This window comes from Gammaproteobacteria bacterium (genome assembly GCA_029882975.1).
Taxonomy (GTDB): Bacteria; Pseudomonadota; Gammaproteobacteria; order SZUA-152; family SZUA-152; genus JAJDNG01.
The window spans coordinates 223,946-246,255 of record JAOUJW010000003.1 but is presented as its reverse complement, the minus strand read 5'-3'; the positions used below and the strand labels follow the sequence as shown (position 1 = coordinate 246,255).

General features: G+C 47.8%; 20 protein-coding genes. 1 reads left to right on the top strand and 19 read right to left on the bottom strand.

All coding sequences use genetic code 11. The annotated features are described in order from the left end of the window. Nucleotides 1-40: 40 nt before the first annotated feature. From OEY58_04060 to OEY58_03975, 18 genes are all read right to left on the bottom strand, one after another. Entirely contained in the window at nt 41-1,369 is a 1,329-nt protein-coding gene (locus OEY58_04060) for an ATP-binding protein (protein ID MDH5324617.1), read from the bottom strand. 173 nt (nt 1,370-1,542) lie between these two features. Next, the gene (locus OEY58_04055) at nt 1,543-2,877 is read right to left on the bottom strand and encodes a hypothetical protein (protein MDH5324616.1); all 1,335 of its coding nucleotides are present in this window, start codon (nt 2,875-2,877) and stop codon (nt 1,543-1,545) included. Nucleotides 2,878-3,009: 132 nt separating this feature from the next. Further along, on the bottom strand, nt 3,010-4,248 hold the full coding sequence (locus OEY58_04050) for a regulator (GenBank protein MDH5324615.1): 1,239 nt from the start codon (nt 4,246-4,248) through the stop codon (nt 3,010-3,012). A 46-nt stretch (nt 4,249-4,294) separates the two neighbouring features. After that, a complete protein-coding gene (locus OEY58_04045; GenBank protein MDH5324614.1) occupies nt 4,295-5,467 on the bottom strand; it encodes a regulator in 1,173 nt (390 codons plus the stop codon). Then, nucleotides 5,467-5,778, bottom strand: a complete 312-nt coding sequence (locus tag OEY58_04040; GenBank protein MDH5324613.1) for a cytochrome c — start codon at nt 5,776-5,778, stop codon at nt 5,467-5,469. Before OEY58_04040 ends, OEY58_04045 begins: the two co-directional genes overlap by 1 nt. Before the next feature lie 88 nt (nt 5,779-5,866). Next, nucleotides 5,867-7,594 carry a c-type cytochrome biogenesis protein CcmI gene (gene ccmI, locus OEY58_04035; GenBank protein MDH5324612.1) on the bottom strand — a complete coding sequence of 576 codons (1,728 nt, stop codon included), beginning with the start codon at nt 7,592-7,594 and terminating at the stop codon, nt 5,867-5,869. Next, complete coding sequence (locus OEY58_04030; protein ID MDH5324611.1) at nt 7,591-8,106, bottom strand: cytochrome c-type biogenesis protein CcmH; 516 nt, start codon at nt 8,104-8,106, stop codon at nt 7,591-7,593. The genes ccmI and OEY58_04030 overlap by 4 nt, the downstream gene beginning before the upstream one ends. Beyond that, entirely contained in the window at nt 8,094-8,675 is a 582-nt protein-coding gene (locus OEY58_04025; protein ID MDH5324610.1) for a DsbE family thiol:disulfide interchange protein, read from the bottom strand. The genes OEY58_04030 and OEY58_04025 overlap by 13 nt, the downstream gene beginning before the upstream one ends. Before the next feature lie 3 nt (nt 8,676-8,678). After that, nucleotides 8,679-10,721: a heme lyase CcmF/NrfE family subunit gene (locus OEY58_04020; GenBank protein MDH5324609.1), complete on the bottom strand. Its 2,043-nt coding sequence runs from the start codon at nt 10,719-10,721 to the stop codon at nt 8,679-8,681. 21 nt (nt 10,722-10,742) lie between these two features. Next, entirely contained in the window at nt 10,743-11,198 is a 456-nt protein-coding gene (gene ccmE, locus OEY58_04015) for a cytochrome c maturation protein CcmE (GenBank protein ID MDH5324608.1), read from the bottom strand. Further along, nucleotides 11,195-11,362, bottom strand: coding sequence for a heme exporter protein CcmD (gene ccmD / locus OEY58_04010; GenBank protein MDH5324607.1), 168 nt, complete (start codon nt 11,360-11,362; stop codon nt 11,195-11,197). Before ccmD ends, ccmE begins: the two co-directional genes overlap by 4 nt. A 12-nt stretch (nt 11,363-11,374) precedes the next feature. Further along, nucleotides 11,375-12,130, bottom strand: a complete 756-nt coding sequence (ccmC, locus tag OEY58_04005; protein MDH5324606.1) for a heme ABC transporter permease CcmC — start codon at nt 12,128-12,130, stop codon at nt 11,375-11,377. Between the two features lie 17 nt (nt 12,131-12,147). Then, nucleotides 12,148-12,831, bottom strand: a complete 684-nt coding sequence (gene ccmB, locus OEY58_04000; GenBank protein ID MDH5324605.1) for a heme exporter protein CcmB — start codon at nt 12,829-12,831, stop codon at nt 12,148-12,150. Beyond that, the gene (gene ccmA, locus OEY58_03995) at nt 12,828-13,445 is read right to left on the bottom strand and encodes a cytochrome c biogenesis heme-transporting ATPase CcmA (GenBank protein MDH5324604.1); all 618 of its coding nucleotides are present in this window, start codon (nt 13,443-13,445) and stop codon (nt 12,828-12,830) included. Before ccmA ends, ccmB begins: the two co-directional genes overlap by 4 nt. Before the next feature lie 196 nt (nt 13,446-13,641). After that, a complete protein-coding gene (locus tag OEY58_03990; protein MDH5324603.1) occupies nt 13,642-14,091 on the bottom strand; it encodes a TlpA family protein disulfide reductase in 450 nt (149 codons plus the stop codon). Between the two features lie 99 nt (nt 14,092-14,190). After that, entirely contained in the window at nt 14,191-14,877 is a 687-nt protein-coding gene (locus OEY58_03985) for a tetratricopeptide repeat protein (GenBank protein ID MDH5324602.1), read from the bottom strand. After that, the gene (ccsA, locus tag OEY58_03980) at nt 14,877-15,728 is read right to left on the bottom strand and encodes a cytochrome c biogenesis protein CcsA (GenBank protein ID MDH5324601.1); all 852 of its coding nucleotides are present in this window, start codon (nt 15,726-15,728) and stop codon (nt 14,877-14,879) included. The genes OEY58_03985 and ccsA overlap by 1 nt, the downstream gene beginning before the upstream one ends. After that, a complete protein-coding gene (locus OEY58_03975; protein MDH5324600.1) occupies nt 15,728-16,813 on the bottom strand; it encodes a hypothetical protein in 1,086 nt (361 codons plus the stop codon). The genes ccsA and OEY58_03975 overlap by 1 nt, the downstream gene beginning before the upstream one ends. Before the next feature lie 232 nt (nt 16,814-17,045). On the opposite strand from OEY58_03975, the gene OEY58_03970 reads away from it, so the two are divergent. Beyond that, the gene (locus OEY58_03970; protein ID MDH5324599.1) at nt 17,046-20,054 is read left to right on the top strand and encodes a fused MFS/spermidine synthase; all 3,009 of its coding nucleotides are present in this window, start codon (nt 17,046-17,048) and stop codon (nt 20,052-20,054) included. A gap of 43 nt (nt 20,055-20,097) precedes the next feature. On the opposite strand, the gene OEY58_03965 is transcribed toward OEY58_03970, so the two are convergent. Continuing rightward, nucleotides 20,098-22,293 (bottom strand): lactonase family protein, encoded by a 2,196-nt coding sequence (locus OEY58_03965; GenBank protein MDH5324598.1) that lies wholly within the window; start codon nt 22,291-22,293, stop codon nt 20,098-20,100. Between the last annotated feature and the right edge of the window lie 17 nt (nt 22,294-22,310).

The following is a 22,310-nucleotide window of genomic DNA, read 5'->3' as shown; positions in this document are numbered from 1 at the left end:
CCCGTTTTGGAATCAAAACGGGCTTTTTTATCGTTATCCATCAGGCCGTCTTAACCATACCGGCAGGTACTTCCAGGGGCAAACTAAAAGAAAACTCGGACCCCTCCCCCAAGCGGCTCTTACATAGCAACTCCCCCCCCATCATGGAAACCAATTGCTTGCAAATAGCCAGCCCCAGCCCGGTTCCACCAAATTTCCGGGTTGCAGAGTTATCACCCTGATTAAACGAGTCAAAAATAGTGTCCATTTTGTCCGCGTCAATCCCAATGCCGGTATCAACAACTTGAAACAAAATATCAGCTTGGTCATGACTCGAGATTCTTTTACTCACTCTCAAGGTAACATGGCCCGTCTGAGTAAATTTAATAGCATTGTTTAGTAAATTCATAATGACTTGATTAATTCGGACCAAGTCACCCATGATGGTTTCCGGTAACCCCGCTGAAATTTCTTTACGTAACTGCAAACCTTTATGCGCAGCCATGCTTTCATACATGGAAACAGCCGATTCGATACTACGAATCAATTCTATGGGACCTTTCTCTAAACTCAGTTGTCCGGATTCTATTTTAGAAAAATCTATTATATCATTTAAGATTGCCAACAAACTGTCAGCACAGTCATCCACTATTTTCAATCGTTCTTTAATATCCTTATCCAAATCTTCCAATAACAAAAGTTGTGTTATGCCAATAATTCCGTTTAATGGTGTCCTGATCTCATGACTCACATTGGCCAAAAAATCACTTTTTGCCTGTGCCGCCAATTCCGCTTTAGCCTTTTCAATGCGTAGAATCTCCTCCATTCTTTGACGTTGTATGATTTCCTCCTCCAAAGCTTTAGCATAGGTATCCGAAATATTCTTCGTGGTAAAAATAGGCAGGTAAATAGACAGTACAATAAGAAATAGAAACGCCAGGGAAAATCCCACAATAGCCATTTCTGGGATAGGTCGTAAAAACGGATAGTCTAAAAAATGCAGAGCATTAAGTGTCAGAATCACCAAATACACTTTAACCATCGCATTGCTTTTGGCAGCACGAAACCCAACAATACTGCTGTGTAACATCGGAATAGCTACAGCCAACGCAACCGGCAAAGCGACGCCGGTAAAACCAAAGCCGGAATAAAACAAAGCTACTGAGAGAAAAGCAAGCAGTGCAAACGCCGTATAATAGAATTTGAACGGGAGTTTTATCGCTGCTGTTTCAGCAACGATTTTTGCCAAGGCAACGGAGACGATAATATAAGTGGAAAACCCAGCCACCATAGCCAAGGAACTTTGATCAAATATACCTTGGACAATAAAATTCAGAAAAACACCGGTCCACAACAAAATCCCATAGCTGTGCAGTTTATTTCTATTCAAATACCATAAGACCGTTGTCAAAACTAAATTCAATATGACAACGACCGAAAAAAATATTAACAATGGTTTTATTGCGTCCATTTTCAAATCTCTAATAGCTACGGAAATTCTATCGTCGTTAGAATGAATTCACTTTGTAAAACTTTTGTCAATTAATAATGGATACATAACATTTACATTTTTTCGATTTTACCGACAAAGAGGATCATGGGAAATTGTTGCTGCAATTCCTTGCTATAAAAATTGCTCATGGTTACACCTTTACTAAACTGCACCTTTTCTCCCGGCTTTATGTCCATTCGGGGTCCGGCCAACCACACATCACCCAAATTACCTTGCACGTTGAGATAGGTGTACATTGAGGCATGTTGCACATGAACCACCACTCCCTGATTTGGTAAGGCAACGGCCAGTTTGGTTTGTTGTTTCGCCGCTTGGTGTTGTCGGGCCTGCTCGGCAGTTCCCATAAACCCGATATCGCCTTCGGAGTTAAAGTCTGCAAATTCCACGCTGTTTAAGTAACCGTCCTGGTTGGTCCCGCCGATGACATAGATCCAATCTTTGTAAACAACAGCGCTAAACATAGCCCTGGGCTGCGCCAAATCAGAGGTAAAACGCCATTTTGACAAAGTCCCATCAGCATTAACAGATACTGTTTCCACGCTGGTAAGATATTCCAAACCGGAAAGCCCCCCCAACGCATAAAGTCGCCCCTTGTACGCCGCACTACTCAATCCATACCGCCCCACTTGCATGGAAGTGGTGGCACGCCACACACCGGTCCCCCCTGCGGTTCTATTTGGTTGGGCGATTTCCACGTCAGGAATTCCCACCCCTTTATTCTGATCATGACCGCCAATCGCGTAGGCAAACCCGTTGAACTGTTTTGCCGCATTAACATAACGTGGCAATGTTAACATATCCGTTTCGATCTCCCAGGGACCTAAATGTCCATCAACACCGATTCCAGCGCGCTCCACCGTGTTCAGTAAGGTGCCGGCAAAACCTCCTAAGGAATACAGATAGTCTCCCACGGTAAACACTTTGGAACATCGTCGCGGAGTTACCATGGCGTTTTTTTGCAGCTCCCACCCTTGTAAACTGCCATCGGTATTGATTTTGGCTCGCTCTACACTTTGCAACAAATTCTGTCCATTGGGACCGTTTCCACCACCAACGACATAGATATATCCCTTGTGCACGGCGGCCTCAACGAAGCCTCTTTCTTCCAGCAAATCCGGTCCACGCTGCCATGGGCCGAGACTGCCGTCTGCATTGATTTTGGCAAATTCGGTATAAGGTACAAAATCGCGACCATCCACACCGCCCATGATATAAATGAAACTATTGTGAACAGCCGTGGCGGCCCCTGACCGAGGCCCCATCAATGAGTGTGTTGTTTTCCAGCCGGCAATCCACTGCGTCGACACAGCAGGCTGGGATGAAGCCTTATCCGGATTTTCTTTCCCGGAACAAGCCCCTAGAAACACCAGACCAACCATCAGCATACCGCAAAACTTCCGATATGACGGTCGAAGCAATTGTCCCACTATGCACCTCCCCACACTTTGTTGTATTCCTAAAAGACAAAACCCCGCTTCTTGATCAGAACGGGGTTTTTAGAAAACAGCTAACTACCTTTATAGCTTTAGGTTGCTTAGACGAGCTACGCCTCCAAAACTTCCCACCCATAAACTGCCATCAGCCGCTTCGGCCATAGAAAAGACATTATCCGCGTACAGGCCGCTTTTTTGATTCATAACCGAAAAGCTTTTACCGTCTTGATTAAATCGCGCTAATCCTTTGTTGGTACCGATCCAAAAACGCCCCTTTTTGGAATTCTTTAACATAAACACATGATTTCCCGGCAACCCTTCTTTGGTTGTATAGGTCGTCCAGGTTTTGCCATCAAAGCGGGAGAGACCGGCCCCCCAAGTACCACACCATACGGCACCATCTGTATCGACAATCATGGAAACAATATAGTTGGGGTTATAACCCACTTTTACGGTATCCAGTCCCTGCTGCGCTTTTTGAGTTGCATGATGTTTGGAGGCTTTGGCTGGATCGTTAGAAAATGCGATATCATCTTTTACTTTTTCGTAGGCGGCGCCCAAGCCGTTGCCTGATTTGTCGTGCTGCCAATTGGTCCACTTTTGGTGTTTATCAAATCGTGCTAAACCACCTTCCGTTGCAAACCAAACATCCCCGTTTCGTCCCACTTCCACACCGTAAACCCAATCGTTGGGCAAACCACCCTTAGTGTTCTCAACGGTAAAGGTTTTCCAGCCTTTGCTATCCTCCATTTTACCTCCGGGAACAAAATTAACTCCGGACCAGGTTGCGATCCAGTAATTACCCTGCTCATCTTCATCGATATCGTAAACAAACTGGTCGGCCAAACCATCAGGGATATTATAATTTTTCCAGGAATCCGCTTTGGGGTCATACACAGACATGCCACCACCATAGGTTCCTACCATGATTTTGTCGCGAACCTTACTTAAGTGAAACACGCCATTGGAAATTAAACTACCATTTTTGACATCATACAATTTGTAGTTTTCTTTGTTTAGATCATAACGAATCGCACCGCCGGAAGTACCTACCCACACTTCATTACCATCGGCGACCATGCCTTTAACATTACGATTGCCCACACGAAAATGGGTAAAACGAGCTTCTGCATTGGCCTGATCATTCGGAAACAGGTTTTTCGGTTGCTGCTGCGCCTGCTCCACCGAGACTTCTGTAGAATCCATCGAAGATTGTGCTGTCGCCGGCTTGCCTCCCTGCTTCATACCTATGGTATAAGCCGCCACGATGGCACCTCCCACCAAAATCAATAATGCGGCCAAAGCTTTTGTATTTATATTCACTGTTCCTCTCCCATCTAACACGACACCCGATAACGCTACGCCTGAATTACTGCTGCACCAACAACATAACTCCAGACTTGCTTCCTACCCAAACCTCATTATTCCCGGTAACGGCAATAGCATAAATATTATTATCGAGCAGACCTTCCTTGCGAGTAAAATTATACCAATTCTTACCGTCATAACGAGATAAGCCTTCATTGGTACCAAACCACATATCACCACCATTGCCTTCAGCAACACTGTAAATGATGTTACCGGCAACACCTTGCTCCTTGGTGAAATTCTGCCATTGCTTACCATCAAAGCGACTGACTCCACCACCCCAGGTGCCGGCCCATACAACGTCGTTTTTCGCCACTGCCAAGCTAAACACATAATTAGGATTGTAGGTCGGCATACCCTGGGCGGTAACGTTTAAATCGTGACGGGCTCGTGTGCCTAAGCCGGTATTATCACTCAAGGGCAGATTGTCCTTGTTGGCCGCCCCCAAACCGTCTTTATGCGTCCAAACCGCCCAGGTTTTTCCATCGAATCGATTAATGCCACCTTCGGTGCCAATCCACACCCGGTCTTTGGAGTCCACGTCCAGACCGTATACCCATTCGTTCACCAGCTCGGTAAGGTAGGTATGAAATTTTCCGGATTTGGGATTGAATTGACTCAACCCAGCCCAGGTTCCGACCCAGATATCGCCATTTTTCTGTTCAGCAAAGGAATATACCCAGTAATCTGCCAAACCGTGCATGGGAAAATAAGTTTTCCAAATCTGGTCTTTTTTAGTGGTGATACCACCACCGTTAGTACCGAACCATTTCTTGCCCTGACTATCCACCATCATTCCGAAAACATATTCATTGGCCAAACCATGGGTTCGGGTATAAGTACCCAGCATATTTCGGCTTTTCAAATCCACTTCCAGCACCCCCAGGGACGTCCCCACCCAAAGGGCGCTTTTCTTCGAGTCGATGGCCATGGAACGCACATACACGTTCTCACCCACATTGAAGGACTCCACCACTTTGAATCCGCCTACAGCGACCGGCTTGGATACCAATTGGGGGGCTTGTTCCGGAGCCTGTACGGCTTGAGAAACCGTGGCATTTTGGTCAGTTTGACCCGTATCCTGGTTTTGTTTTGAATCTGAACACGCCGTGACGGCGATAACAACGGAAATAAAAGTCAACTGCTGTCGCAGTCTATACAAACACTCACCCATCAATGAAACGTCCTTATATACGCAATAACATCCATCATTTGTTTTTCTTTTAGAATTCCCACGAAAGCCGGCATCAGATTTCTGCCGCTGGCAATGGTGTCACGCAGCTGCAGATCCGGCTTGGCCAGCAACATGGGATTTCCCGCAAAATCCGGAGTACCGGCAATATTCGCCTTGCCGCTTGAACCGTGACAACTGGCACAATGCTCGTTGTAAATCTGGTTACCGATAAACGGATCACCCGCCACACACACAAGAGACCAACTGAACAGAACAAACCCAAGACACCCTTTCCCGGATAGCAGTCTCATACGGATAACCTCCCCGTGTTTTTGCAAAACCTTTAACTTTAACCTCTAACGTCGCGTTACTGTTATTACTATGTTATTTGTTCTTATTTTACGGTACCGCGCTGTCTATTATAATTTTTAAACCTTCAGCACCCACTTTTATAACTGAACTGGAACCCTTTAGGTCACCGCTTTTAGGCATGGCATCACCGGTTTTAGAGATTCGCGCCGTCACGATGACATCTGAAAACTTAGACAAACTCATGCTGGGATTCATGGCCATGGAATCATCCAAGGAAAATGCAATGGGCAAATCCTTCACCTGTTTGCGAATAATGGCAAGTGGCATTCGAGGTCCATTGGCCGCGCGCGCAAATACAAATACGGTATCCTGCGGTGAGACACGAGCACTTAAACTGGAATCCAGGGAAATTGTACCTGTCACCTTGGCGTTGCTGTTGCTCCCGGGAGCAGTAGCAGCAGCTGCGGCGGGGGAAGATTGGGTACTCATTCCTCCAGGCGATGCGGCCGCTGCATCTTCCGGAATGATTTTATCGATGACAATTTTCAAATCCTGCGAACCGGTTTTTATCGGCGCAGTTGTACCGTATAGATCACCGGCCTGTCGCATTGCGTCTGCGCTCTTGGTGACTCGCGCAATTAATACAATCTCGGGGAACTTGGAGATAGTCATGGACGGATCCATGGCATTCGAATCGTTCAACACAAACTTAAAAGGTAAATCAGCTGCTGTTTTACGGACAATCGCCAAAGGCATTCGTGGTCCGTTGGCAGCTATGGCATAGATGAATAAAGTATCACCGGGACTGACTTTTGCACTAAAACCTGGATCCAGAACCACTTCACCGGATACACCAGCTCCACCGCCCGAAGTTTGCGAGGCAGCATCAGTCACCATACCCTGCTCTTCCATTTGCTGAGCGACGCGCATTTCCTCTAATAACTCAGGCTCGATCTCTTCACCGGCTAACTGTTTCACTTCGCCGATGTTTCGCAGCATCTGGTTATATTCTTTACTGCCCTTAGGAAATAGGCGTAGCAAAGTTGTCCAATACCCCAAGCTGGTTTTGTAATCTTTACTTTCCATGGTAGCCGAAGCGGCTAACCACAACGCTTTTTGGTGATTGGGTTGCACCTCTAATGCCTTTTTTACCAGATCATAAGGCTGCCCCATTAAGGTTCTGCCGTTGGCCATCGCCAAAGCATCCGCATAGTCTGCCAACATATTGGGGTCTGCCTGCCCTGTCAGAGAGGAGGCACGGGCAAACGCATCACTGGCTGCCTGATATTGCTTCATAAAATAGTAAGAACGCGCCAACATCACCCAACCTTCCACATCATCGGGCTCACCTTGCAAGTGTTCCTGTAGTTGGCGTATTTGGTCCTCAATAGTCCCTTTATGTCCTTCCGCTGTTACTGTATTACGAGCCGCTTCCGGGTTAAAAGCATGGTCACCACCACCCAATTGAGAATACAGTATGACACTGAGCAAGGGCACAAACACCGCTACCGCCAGCACGCCGTTTTGCACTAAACCTTTGTACTGTTCCGGAGTAGCCACTGATATCTCGCCACTAACATCTTCGAGTAAAGTTCTTTCCAGATCTTGTTTGGATTTTTCAAATTGATCTTCGCTGAGCACACCGCTGTCCAAGTCCCGCTGCAGTTCCTCCAGTTGATCTTTATACAGTTCCACATTGATTTCGTCCCGATCCAACTTGGGTGCATCATTGTTCTTTTGTAGCATTGGGGGAATTAGAAACAGTAGTGCTGCCGCCAGCAATAACAGTGCTACTACAATAAATGTTAACGTCATGATTTAACCTCTTCACCGCCATCTGAGTTGGCACCCATTTTTTTGGCGAGTATAGCCTGCAATCGCTCCTGTTCCTCATCGGACAAGGGAGTATCTTTTACTTGTTGCTTTCTGCCCTTCAACGTCAGGAATAACACCAATGCCCCAACAAACAGCAGTATAAACGGACCGGCCCAAAGCAAATAGGTAACCGGTTTCACCGGTGGACGGTAACGGACAAAGTCACCGTAGCGCTCCACCATATAATCCACGATTTCATCCTGCGATTTACCCTGCGAAACCATATTTCTAACCTGATTTTTCAGATCCACAGCCAGACCCGCATCCGACTCGGCAATGGTCTGGTTCTGACACACCAAACAACGCAATTCTTCAGAAATTTCCATCACCTGTTTCTCCAAGGCGGGATCTGCGGCCATAGACGCTGCTTCTTTGGCCTGAGCCGGTAGTACGCAAACACCCAGGAAAATGATAATGCAATAACATTGCGCTTTGCTTATTATTTTGAGCATTCCTTGGTAACCTCGCTGGGAACTGTATTATTAACGAGTTCATTTTGTTCTAAATATTTAACGACAGGGCGCACGCATGTGCGTATTTCCCTACCGCTTAAAGGGCCGATCACCTTGTGCCGAATCACACCTTTTTTATCAATAATGAAGGTTTCAGGAACCCCGTAGACGCCATAATCAATACCCACGTTACCCTGGTAATCCACAAAACTCATCAGATAAGGATTACCATGTTGCTCCAACCAACGCCTGCCATCACTGGGGGCGTCCTTGTAGTTCAGGCCGTACAGGGGAATATCACCGGCTCTGGCCAATTCCACCAAATAGGGATGTTCCTGGCGACATGCCACACACCAGGAAGCCCATACATTGAGCATCCATACCTTGCCCAACAAACTACTGTTGGAAACTTTTTCAGTCATTTGATGCAGATTCTGCAATTCAAACGCAGGTGCAGCTTTGTCAATATTGACCGGTCGCACGATTTTTGGATTCATGTACAAACCCACAAACAGGAACACGGACATGACAACGAACACAATCAAGGGAATCAAATACTTTAATTTCATATACTACGCTTCCCCTTTAGCAGGTTCGCTACCGGTATTGATTGCTGCGGCGGCCTCATCGCTCTTCGTCTTTTGAGCCACTTTCTTGCGAGTCACGATGCGATAACGACGGTCGGAAGCAGCCAACAATCCACCCAAGGCCATAATAAAGCAACCTCCCCAGATCCAATCCACAAAAGGTTTGTAGTACACCCGCACACTCCAGGCGCCGCGGCTGACCGGCTCACCCAAAGATACGTACAAATCCCGAGTCAAACCCGTATCTATCGCCGCCTCAGTCATGGGCATAGTCTGTACTTTGTAAGTACGTTTTTCCGGATAGAGGTTAGTGACCACTTTGTCGTTCTTGGTAACTTTAACATCACCACGATGGGCATCGTAGTTGGGTCCGGCTACCTGGGTCACGCCATTAAACTGGAAGGTATAACCGGCCATGGTCACCGTGTCCCCCACTTCCATGCGCATATCTTTTTCCACCTGATAACTGTTTACCATAGTGACGCCAATGATAAACACTGAAACCCCAAAATGAGCGGAACACATACCCAAAAAGGAATTGGGCAGCGCCGCAATTTTTACCAGAATATTTCCTTCCACATTGCTTTTCTTTACACGCTCCGTTAGGGCAACAATCACCCCGGCCGCAATCCAGAAAGCGGCCAGAAAACCCAGGGTCCGAACGATACTGGATTCCCCCATGATAAAGGGAACAATAATGGCCATGGTCACGCTGATAGCGGCTGCCCATTTCATGCGCTGCATCAAGGATGGCAGCTCAGCCTTTTTCCAGCGGGTAATCGGCCCTACAGCCATCAAAAACATGGCCGGAGCCAGAACGATGGGAAACATGAGGTTAAAATAGGGAGGGCCCACAGAGATTTTATTTTTCTCCGGGATAATCCCGTAGTTGGCCAGGGCATCCACAACCAGGGGGAATAAAGTTCCCAACATGACCACACCCAATGCCACCACCAACAAGACATTATTGACCAATAACATGGACTCACGCGAAACCATGTCAAATTGACCACCAACGCCTACTTTGGGCGCCCTGAGGGCAAACAATACCAGTGAAGTAACCACCGTAATGCCCAGCAATCCAAGAATAAAAACACCGCGATCCGGGTCCGTCGCAAAGGCATGCACGGATGTTAATACTCCGGAACGAACCAGGAAGGTTCCGAGTATACTGAAGGAGAAAGCCGTAATGGCCAACAATACCGTCCAGTTTTTAAAACCACCGCGTTTCTCAGTTACCGCCAGTGAATGCACCAGCGCCGTACCGGCGATCCAGGGCATGAAAGACGCATTTTCTACCGGATCCCAAAACCACCAACCGCCCCAGCCCAGCTCGTAATAGGCCCACCAACTGCCCAATGCAATACCCATGGTCAAAAACAACCAAGCAACAGTGGTCCAGGGCCGAGACCAACGAGCCCAGGCAGCATCCATACGCCCACTCAATAATGCCGCCAGAGCAAAAGCAAAGGCAACGGAAAAACCTACATAACCGGTATACAGCATCGGCGGATGAATAATCAGACCTGGGTCCTGTAACAGGGGATTCAAATCTCGGCCATCAGCCGCAGCCGGCAGTAACCGATCAAAGGGATTTGACGTAAGCAGTATAAACAAATAAAAACCGACGGAAACCAAACCCATGACGGCAATTACCCGACTGACCATATCATCCGGCAGATTTTTACTGAATATGGATACGCAAAAGGTCCAGATCGCCAGTATGAAAACCCACAACAACATGGAACCTTCATGACCACCCCAAATTGCAGAAATCCGGTAGATCATGGGCAGTAGAGAGTTGGATTGCATGGCCACGTACTGGACCGAAAAATCGTTGTAAATGAAAGCAATCATCAAACAAATAAAGGCCACCAAGACAAAAACCAGTTGCCCTTGAGCCGCCGGCCTGGCCAAAGCCATCCAGGGGCGAATCCCCAATTGGGCTCCCAACAAGGGGACAACTCCTTGCACAATCGCAACGCACAGGGCGATGATTAACGCGAAATGACCTATTTCTGGAATCATGATTCTCTCCTGTGCCGGATTCTAATTGGTTTTGTTGTCCACCGTTGACGCAGTTTGTTGCTTGGCTTTATCCAAAGCATCCTGCACCTCGGGTGGCATATAGGTTTCATCGTGCTTTGCCAGCACTTCGCTGGCATTAAAAACGCCATTGGACAGTTTCCCCTGAGCGATCACACCTTGACCTTCGCGGAACAAGTCCGGCAATATGCCGGTATAAGTAACCTGTACGGTTTGCGCGTTATCAGTCACGCGAAAATGTACGGTTAGACCGTCATCTTCTCGTTTTACGCTACCCTCTTCCACCAAACCGCCCAGACGAAACTCCTTATTCAATGGCACTTTGTTTTGCGCCACCTCAGAGGGACTATGGAAAAACATTAAGTTTTCGTTGAACACTTTTACCAGCAAGGTCAGAACCAGCCCCAGGCCTACTACGCCCACAGCGATAAAACCCAATCTTTTATGTCTCGCTTTCATTGCTTCACCTGCGTATTCATTCGGACCATTCGTGACACTCGTTGCAACATGGTCTTTTTGCCTCTAACGACCAAAATCACTTCGGCCAACATAAATAAAGCCGTCACACCGTATGATCCCCATACATAAAATGCGTAACCACCCATTGCGAAAAATTCTGCCATAAGCTGTACCTGCTAACCTTTGCTACTGCCGGATACCAATTCCTGAACCCACGCCGTTTGCCGCTCCCGTTCCAAAATCTTGGTACGAGCCCGCATCAACACCACAGCTATTGCATAGGTCCAGAATGCAAATGTCATGGTGAACATAGCGGCTGACATGGAAGGTGCCATTTTCAAACCGGAAGACGATACACTCATCCCTTGGTGCAGCGTATTCCACCACTTCACGGAAAAATAAATGATAGGCAAATTGAACGCACCCACAATTGCAACTAAGGCGCTTGCTTTAGCAGCACGGCGGGAATCGTCGATAGCTGATTCCAGTGACATGAAACCGATATAAAGAAACAATAAAATCAGATAGGAAGTTAGCCTTGCATCCCAAACCCAGTAAGTCCCCCAGGTAGGTTTACCCCAAAGGGCTCCCGTCCACAGTGCCAGAAAAGTAAACAAGGCTCCGGTGGGCGCCAGAGCAGACGCCATGGTTTCAGCCATTTTTATATTCCAGACCAAACCAACAATGGCGTACACCGCCATCAAGAAATAAATAAACATGGACATCCACGCGGCAGGAACGTGGATAAATATGATGCGGTAACTGTCGCCCTGTTGATAGTCCGGCGGAGCCACAAAAAACCCGATATAAAGACCAACAACGGTTAGGATGGCAGACAAAGCGGCGATCCAGGGAATGAGCTTCCCTGCAAAGGGATAGAAATTCTTCGGCGACGAAAAATATAACCACACTATTGAGTTTTTAAATCCCATGCCTTAATCCAATTCTATTATTCCAAACTAATGCGTAACGCGGTTGCTGTCGCCAAGGGACAAAGCAATACTGATAGTGTCACAAACACACCCAACAGAGATAAATGCGCACCGTTATCCAAGCCGACGACTGCCACATCCACTGCCATGGCACCAAAAATCAGTACCGGAATATACAATGGCAGCACCAATAATGAAACCAGCACCCCGCCACCACGTAAACCCAGGGTCAGAGCTGCTCCAACAGCACCGAGAAGACTCAAAACCGGGGTCCCCATCAGCAGAGTCAACATAAGTAGTTGAATACTCTCTAAATCCAGACCCAACTGCAATCCCAGCAAAGGCGAAAACAAGACTAAGGGCAAACCGGAAACCAACCAATGAGCCAAAATTTTACTTAAGACCAACAGGGACAAAGGGTGCGGTAGCAGTAATATTTGCTCCAGCGTACCATCCTGATAATCATCTGCAAACAAGCGCCCCAGCGAGAGCATGGAAGCCAACAGGGCAGCCACCCAAATCACTCCGGCACCTATTTCCTTGAGGGTTTTTGTTTCCGGTCCAACACCTAAAGGAAACAGACTCACCACTATCAAGAAAAAGAACAATGTGGTTAACACATCGGCGCGGCGCCTCATGGCCAAAACCAAATCCCGTACCAACATGGACCGACAAGCCGTAAATAAGCTGGGCTGATTCATGAGTCTAAACTGATATGTCGAATCGTGCCGGTGTCGATTTCCACTTCTTGGTGCGTGGTCAAAATGACCATACCCCCGGACTCAACGTGCCGAACGATCAATTGTTTCAGAAACTCAACCGCAGCCACATCCAGTGCGGTGAACGGTTCATCCAACACCCATAACACGGCGTCTGTTAAAAGCAATCGCGCCAATGCCACACGACGTTTCTGGCCTTGTGATAATACTTTAGTAGGTAAGTCCTCCCGTCCAGCAAGCCCTAGGTCCGCCAACGCGGTCTCTATCTGCTTCTGGTTTTTATTTGCTCCTGCCAACTGGAATGCCAGTTGTAGGTTTTCTGTAGCGCTTAACTCGCCCTTAATTCCACCCAAATGCCCGAAATACAGTAAGTGTTGGAAAAATTCGTCCCGTAACCGGGCGATACTTTCCCCATTCCAAAGCACCTCTCCGTCAGCCGGCACCATCAATCCGCAAATTGTGCGCAGCAAACTGGTTTTACCACTCCCATTAGACCCGCGTAGGTGTATTAGTTCGCCCGTATCCAGGGAAAAATTTAACCCGGTAAACAAACAGTGATCACCACGTACGCATTGCAGATTTTTCACTTCCAACATAGCTGCGCACTTCTCAAACCGGGACCGTCACATGCTCTAGGATCACTTAGAACTACCTTATATGGCCGCAAAGAAAAACCGCAGTTTATCACTTTTTGTTTATCAAAGCTCGCACGCATCACATTGTTTTTAATCTAAAAACACCTGTATACGCCGGGGGCTTATAAACCATCCGAAAAAACAATGTATGGGAAAATTATTTATTTTTTAAAGGCTTATCATAGGCAGCCAACAGGGACTTTATTTCACGGACAACTTCCGGGGTATCCCAGACCTTACCGCCTTCGTCCACTTTGAGCAATTTTCCATCGGGACCTACATAGAAAGTGGAAGGAAACACCCTTATCCCTATCCGTGCTGTGGTTTGAGTCATGTCGCGATCCATTAAATTGCGAAAAAAAATCTTGCGCTCCAGCAAAAACTCTCGCACCAGGTGATCATCACTATCCATGGAGATCCCTACAATAGCCACTCGATCCGAATCCAGTAAATGGGACAACCGATCCAAACTGGGCATTTCGTGTCGACACGGAGGACACCAGGTCGCCCAAAAATTTAACACCAATAGGCGCCCGGAAGCCATTTTCAGCTCCACCGGCTTGTTGTGCAAATCGCTTAGCTCCAGGTTTGGAAACGTCTGCCCCACGTGCACCTTCAATTGTGGCGACGTCGATTCGGAGCAGGCTATCAGGAACCCACAGAGGAAACCACAAAGCACCCGTGAGAATGAGTGTTGCCCCATAGTTCAGGGCTTGGTCTTTGCCGAATGAGGCGCTTGACCGGAAACCGGTGGTTTGTGAGGCGAATTTTTAATAATCAGCTGAGATTTATTGTCCGGAGTTCCAGGCTCAACTCCCGGTATGCGACCTAACTCAGCCTCCCATTCCCACAATGCAGACCGCGCCTTGGCCATGAATGGATCGCCCGGATCGGATAAATGGATAAAAGTACGCATAAAACCCAATGCAGTCTCAAGCTCGTTGGTCTTTTCCAACACTTCCGCCATCCCATAGTAGGCATTAGCCTGTTCGGGCCTCAAATCGATAGCTTTAGCAAACGCCGATGCTGCGGATCGATAATCCTCCAAGTTCAGGTATGCATACCCCATATTGACGTAGGCCGAGGGGAGCTTGGGGTGCAATCGAATCACTTGATCCAACGCCTTAATCGCGTACTCGTACTGACCCGCGTGAATTAACGCCGCCGCCCTTTCAAAACTATCCTGCACTGTCTTGGCATCTTCCGGAGACAACCTCACCGCCAAATGGGAACCGGGACGCTGGTAACCCTGAATCGTATTACCCATTGCATAAACATTGGTGGATTCAGTTGCATACCGTTGCGCCATCTGTACGCTAAAGCCAATCGCTACGCAGGCCAACACTACGACAGTAATGGACATTAAATGACTGTGATTGCTCTTAGCCGCCATTAGATTACTCCTTTATGCGCCGCCGGACTGATATAAGGAGTCCCAAAATAGGTTGCAAACGCCATAAAAAATACACCAATAATTAGCAAGCCGCTGGCCCAGTAAGGCACTTTATAACTGAGACGCACATGCAGGCCAATAGCTAAAAACAACCAGGTTAGAAATGCTGAGGTTTCCAAGGAATCCCAGGCCCAATAACGTCCCCAGGCATCCTGTGCCCATACTGCCCCGGCAATCAGCATAAGACTATCAAATACCAATGCCAGCATCATGAACCGCCAAGCCAGACGATCCACTACCATATCACTGGGCATGGAGCTGAACCATTTTCGACCTCGCTCCGTGCGACGTAAGATCATCACCCCACCCAGACCGACCGCCACCAATAACAAGCCTAAAAACATTTTCCCCAAACCCACATGAGACCATTTCCAGGCATTATAATAAGTAGCAGGAAAGTGACTGGGACTGGGCTCCAAAGTCAATACCCAACTACCCAATATCCACATTACCGGCAGCACAATAACCGCACTGGGGCGCAACCCCGGAAGACGCCAATACAAAAACAAAAATATTAGCCCCAAACTCCACAACTGACTCATTAGAAGTTCAAACAAACTGATCCAGGGCCCGTGACCAATGCGCACCCAGCGCGCTGATATGGCAACCGCAAGCAAAACCACCCCCAAAGCCAATAAGACCAAAACGACGGTTTCGTGGGATTTATTTTTAACCAACGCATTTCCCGAATAGCGCGGAGAAACCCCCCATATGGTTACGAATGTGGCAACCAGATAGGCAGTCAACCCGGCCCATAACCAAGGCAATTCTGCAACAATGCCTGTACTCATCACACCACTCCCCTTTTTGTTGGTAGTGTAGCGGTTTTTACCGAACCGTTTTTTACCGAACCGTTAGCCTCGTCCGTATTTTCCGCATCTGTCACATCGGAACCCTCCGATGATTCAGCCTCCATCCAGGGTTGCAAATTGATTTTCTTCCAAAAGTATTGCCCCAAACCCAAAACACCCGCTATAGAAATAAAAAACATCCAGTGAATCGTAGGGTCATAAAAAATCCGATACCCCATCCACATACTCAAGCGCTCAAAACGTAACACCCCATCCCCGAGATCTACACTTTGGCCCAAACCCAGCTCAGTCCTTTGTCCCCTGTGTGTGACTACCAAGACGCCGGAGGAGTTCCTGTGACTGAGCACCCAGGATTTGCTAACATCCATTGCCGTGGTGAGCTGCAACCAAAATTTAATTTCCTTTTTGCTTTCCGGCGGTGTCCAGCGATTATCCTGCTTATAGTCAAACAAAGGGAAGGAAGGCATATTGATAGTTCCCAAACGGGGCGTACCGTTATCCGGCATCCAATGCAGCACAACCGTAAAACCCTTATTGTGTGTAGTGTAAAACCGGTACCCGTGCGACAACAAAGGACTGTCGTCACCAATCACTTGCTCCACCCACCGACCTGACGCTTCTCTAAGCTGTACATGACTATAAGTGCGCCCTCGCTGTATACCCGGGGAGTACTCCACCGAAAACTCACCTTGAGTAAATGCGACTTTATCAATATTTCCTTGGTGAAATATGCCAGTCCGGGTGTCCAACATCTCAGCAGCATCAAAACGGGTTCCGATAGGCAGTTCGACATGGCTATCCAAATAGGTTAACCGGCCTACTCCGGCTAGAATCACCAGGGCCAACAAACATACATGAAATACCAGTAATCCAGGCTGCTGGTTAATGCGCACATTGGTTATGATAGCTGCGGTTAAATTAAGGGCCAAAACCATTAAAGGCACGGTCAACACCCAGGCGGGAATTTGTGCCGGGTTACCGTAAATAGCCATAGCACCGGCGGCCAGCAGAGCCATGCCCAACAGTGTCACTTTCAATGAAGCCAGCCGACGTAAAAAATTCATCACCAACGCCTGTAATTAACGCTCACATTCGCCTAAAAAATCCGGCGGCTTCCGCCTCACTGCGGATTTGCTTACCATTCCTTATGCAGCACCGGTAAATCCGATTATACCCATTCGCTTCCCCTGACGCGAGCCATAGCCATGTTTTTAGTATGCGTATAAGGTATCCATGGCGCATTACCTGTGGATTTTGTGTAAGATTCCACTTTGGCTACGCTGCAAGTTATTTCGCATGGACACACACTATAACAAACGCTTCGTCTTCTTTATTCTGTTTGCCATATCCGGTTTTTCCGGCCTTATATATGAGTCCATCTGGTCGCACTATCTAAAACTTTTTCTAGGCCATGCAGCCTACGCCCAAACGCTGGTTTTGGCTATTTTTATGGGAGGTATGGCACTGGGCTCAATCATTTGCAGCCAATACTCCACGCGGTGGAAAAACCTGTTACTCGGCTACGCCATTGCCGAAGGCCTGATCGGCACCGCTGCCCTACTGTTTCATCCCTTGTTTGTTGGGATCACTGGCTGGTCTTACGACAGCATCATGCCGGCACTGGGTTCCCCTGGCATTGTCGGAATCTATAAATGGACCCTGGCTTCCCTATTAATTTTACCCCAATCCATATTACTGGGAATGACTTTCCCTTTGATGAGCACCGGATTATTGCGCCGCTTCCCCCAACAACCGGGCCGCTCCATCTCCATCTTGTATTTTTCCAATAGCATTGGTGCCGCTGTCGGCGTCTTGGCGAGCGGATTTGTACTGATCGAGTATGTGGGACTTCCGGGCACTTTATTAAGTGCAGGCCTGATCAACCTGATTCTGGCAGTACTGGTTTGGCGACTGGTCAAAGATCACCCCGCCGGCGATCCGGTAAGCCAAATAAAAACGCAGGAAACCCACACCAATAATAGTAGAGGCACTTGGTTTGTGGTGATGTTGTCCATCGCCTTTTTCACTGGTGCGGCATCCTTTATCTATGAAATCAGTTGGATTCGCATGCTTAGCTTGGTATTGGGCAGCTCCACTCACGCCTTTGAACTCATGCTCAGTGCTTTTATTTTTGGATTGGCATTCGGTGGATTATGGATTCGCAATCGCATCGGTACATTTACCAAGCCCATATTAGTTTTAGCAATTATCCAGTTAGCTATGGGGGCACTGGCACTGGGAACCATCCCCTTATATGACCAAAGTTTTGAGCTGATGCGTTGGCTGGTCGCCAACTTGGAAAAAACAGATCTGGGATATAGCCTGTTTAATCTTTCCAGTCACGGTATTGCGCTGATGATTATGCTACCCACTACTTTTTGTGCGGGCATGACCTTACCGTTAATTACTTTTCTACTTCTTGGCGGTGGCCACGGCGAAAAAAGTATCGGCGCGGTGTATGCTGCTAACACAATCGGCGCCATTGTCGGAGTAATGTTTGCCATACACTTAGGACTCCCTCTGCTGGGACTGAAGAATGCACTGTGGACTGGAGCCGCTATCGACATGGTATTGGGCTTGATACTGCTGTACTACGCCGGACTGGGAATAAGAACTTTGGCAGGCGCGAGTATCGGTACTGCCGCCGTGTTGCTGGGCGCGCTAGGTTTAACTCAGTTGGACTTATATAAAACCGGCTCCGGAGTTTACCGTACCGGCAAGCTGATTTCAGAATCCGACACCCAAATCCTGTACCACAAAGATGGCAAGGCAGCCACCGTTGACTTACATCGAGATGCCGATGGACACGTCAATATACGCACCAATGGAAAGGTGGACGCCAACATTAATATGTCCGGCACACCCCAAGTTTCTACAGACGAACCCACGATGGTGCTCGCCGCCGCTGTACCCTTAAGCTTAAACCCGACAGCTCAAACCGCCGCCGTGATCGGCTTAGGATCCGGACTCAGCACCCACACGCTGCTAACCTCAAGCGCCATAAGCACTGTGGATACTATCGAAATAGAACCCGCCATGGTAGAGGCTGCGGCCGGATTTCGGCCCCGAGTGGAATTGGCGTACAGTGACGCACGCAGCCATATTTTCATTGATGACGCCAAAACTTACTTTTCCACCCACAACAAAAAATACGACATTATCATTTCCGAACCCTCCAATCCCTGGGTTAGCGGAACAGCCGGCCTGTTTACCGAAGAATTTTATCGACTGATCCCCAATTATCTCCGTGAAAATGGCATATTGGTACAATGGATACAATTGTATGAACTGGACATGGAACTGGTTGCTACCATAGCAAAAGCGCTCACTCCCCATTTTTCCGATTACGTCATTTACACCGCCACAGACCGCGATATTTTACTGGTAGCCAGGGTGCAAGGTAGAGTCCCCCGAAGTAACCTTGCGGTATTTAACCAACCACAACTACAAGCCGAATTAAAGAAAATCCACGTCCGCACTCTCGACGATCTAAACTTACGGCGCCTGGGAAGTAAGCAAGTTTTTCAACCCCTGTTCGACAGTTATTCCTCAGCGGCCAATTCTGATTATTACCCGGTTTTGGATTTAGGAGCGGCCAAAACTCGTTTTCTCAATGCCCATGCGGGTGGCCTGGTTGCGCTGAGCTATAGCAATCCACCGGCATTAAAGTACTTGGGCGCATCGACACACGGAAACGACACAACAAACATAACCCAATTCCATACCCCCACCAAAACTCTGTTCACCCGGGTGGCCATGGCCATTCGAGACCGATATTTAAGCCATCATGACGCCATCGAGCAGGGCAGTAACACGGGTGCAGGCAAAACCCAAAGTATGCTTTTACCCTTAAAATTTCGCGACATTATCGCCCGAGTGAACCGAATTTTTTTCCAATGCGAAAGCGCCGACTCTCAAACCTGGATCACCAACCTATTGGAACTGGGCAACGCGACCATTCCATTTCTGAGCAGTCATGAACTATCCAAGTTGTGGGGATCTTTTGCAGCCAGTCCGTGTTATTCCCAGTTGCTACCGCAACAGCAGGACTGGATCAGCCTATTCCAGGCCATAAGTCAAAAACAACACCGGGAAATGGCTGAATTGAGCCAGTGGCTGTTACAACACAATATTGCCACCAGCCCCGACCACACCGAATTCCTTGCCGCAACTGCTCTATTGGGTGAAATACTCAGAAACAATCACGCCAAAGCTCGACAATTAATATTGGAGTTTGAACAAAAATATGCCTTGGACTTTCAAAACAAACTATTACTACGATTATTAGCTGCACACAGCGAGTAGCTGTAAGGATTACCCAAACCGCTCATGGATCCAAATAAGAACTCTAAATAGTAGAAAACAATAATAAATGCCGTCCGCGCGTTTTGGTACTGGCCTTGAACTTTAAACCGCCTGCTTTATCGATTTCCAACACGTCCACCGCACCTCGCTTGGAATAGCTTACATAGGCAAATTCACCCCCCGGTTCAATAACCATCGAAACCGGTGGTAAATTAGTTTTAAACTGAGAAATCTCTTTCAGTGTTCCTGTGACGTCAAACCACTTATAAACAGTAATAGTCTTACCGGCCACCACATAGAGCAAGGATTCGGTCGGATGAGACGCTATAACGTTTACCGGCAGGGGCATAGGTATTACGGAGTCGGGTAACAATTCCAAAGCTCCGGTCCGGTGCTGGACGGAATAAACGGCCAACTGCTGCGGCTGGGAATGAGAGATCAAAAGGAAGTTTCCACCACGAGACACGACCGCATCCTGTGCAGTACCCACTAAAGTATAAGGAGACCCCCATTTACGCCGCTCGTAACTTAATACTTCCGCAGGATCTCGAAATCCTTTCACTGCCACATCCCTGGGCTGACCATTCACTTCAAACAAATATCGTCCAGCCGGGTCCAGCGTTAACTTCACAGCCTCACTGCGCCTGTCCGACAACGCCTCAAGTAGTACCATTTGGGTAGAAGCCTCCACTTGGATGGAATGTAATGTTTTCCTGTCCCGATTTAACACATAAAGGTATTTTTCATTGTTATCGAGCAACAACTGCTTCTTCCCCTTCCCCAGCTGCAAAGTCTGCCTGGCCAGTCGAGTCCACTGTTTCCGCTGTAGTGATAATGTATAAGCATCTAAAGAACCCGTATCTTCATAAGCTACCACAACCCCATATTGTTTCGTTGAGACCAGATCAACGGGCCTACCCGCTAAAGTTGTATTGGCAATTTCTCTAAGTTTGCCATCATTTTGCACCTCATAAGCCGTGAGGTAACGACGAAACTTGTCTAAAGCAAACAGGAACTCACCTTTTCCCTGATCTTTCTTTACTTGCCTGGAGTTTTTCGCACTCTTCTGAATTTTTTTGTTACTGTCAATAAGCGTACTTTCCTTTAGGACCTTATTGGCGTCAGCCAAACCACCGGGGTGCAACTCCCAAGGACCGGGCCGGGTCTGTAAATGCTGTTTAATGTGCATAGCACCGGTTTTTGTGTTGACTCCAAACGCGGTAATGCTGTCTGTCTGCGTATTGACAACATAAGCGATCGCGCCTGATTCATTGAACACCAAAGTGGCCGGTGTTTTTCCGGCAGTACTAACCCGACGTTTCATAAGAGATAAGGCGCCATTCGCATCGACACGATAAGCGTAAATACGATGTTCTCCCCAACTGCTAATATAAACAAATTTGCCGTTGGGATGCGGGGTCACCGAAAAAGGATTCAATCCGGTCGGAAACGGATTTCCAGCCAGGCGTGACAAGCGTCCATCCGGATTAATTTTATAGACGGAAACCGAAGCCGTGGCCCAATGAGTGACATAAAGATAGCCCCCGGAGGGATGGATATTGACAAAATATGGGACACCACCGGCTTGGGACGGAAAATCCACCAAGGGCACAGCGGTTTTAAGCTCCATATCTTTAGCCTCAAGTACATAGGGGGACTCAGGTAAAGGAATTAAAGCTCCACTGTCTACGTCAACGCTGTAAGCTGAAATAGTATTGCTGTGCGCGTTTACCGCATAGAGATAATTTCCGCTGGGATGCAGCACAAGAGAACGCGTGCGTTGGCCGGATTTATAGGGTGACCCTTTAACAGGATTGAGACTACGGTCGGCTTCAATGCGATAAGCCAAAATGGCGCCCGCCCGGCTGGCTACATACAAAAACTGTCCGCTGTTATGAAACTGCATGGCAAATGGCGAAGGCAGACTTAAAGAGTAGGGGGAGAAATCCAACTCGTGCAAACCGTGTACTTCTTGCCTAAAAACACTTATCTGAGCCGTAGTTTTCGACAGCACATAAACCGTTTTCTTATCCGGATGCACCAACAACGCTTTGGGGTTTTTGGGAACCGATATAAAGCCGGCGTGACGCAGCACACCAGCATCACTCACATAAGAACTTAGGGTGCTATCCAGAGAATTGATGGAATAAAAATACTGAGCCCCGTGCGCAGCAACGCTGAAGCAGATACCAGCTGCAAACATCACCTGCAGCAGCAGTTGTTTCAATAAGCTTGGCATGCATCACCCTTTGCGCT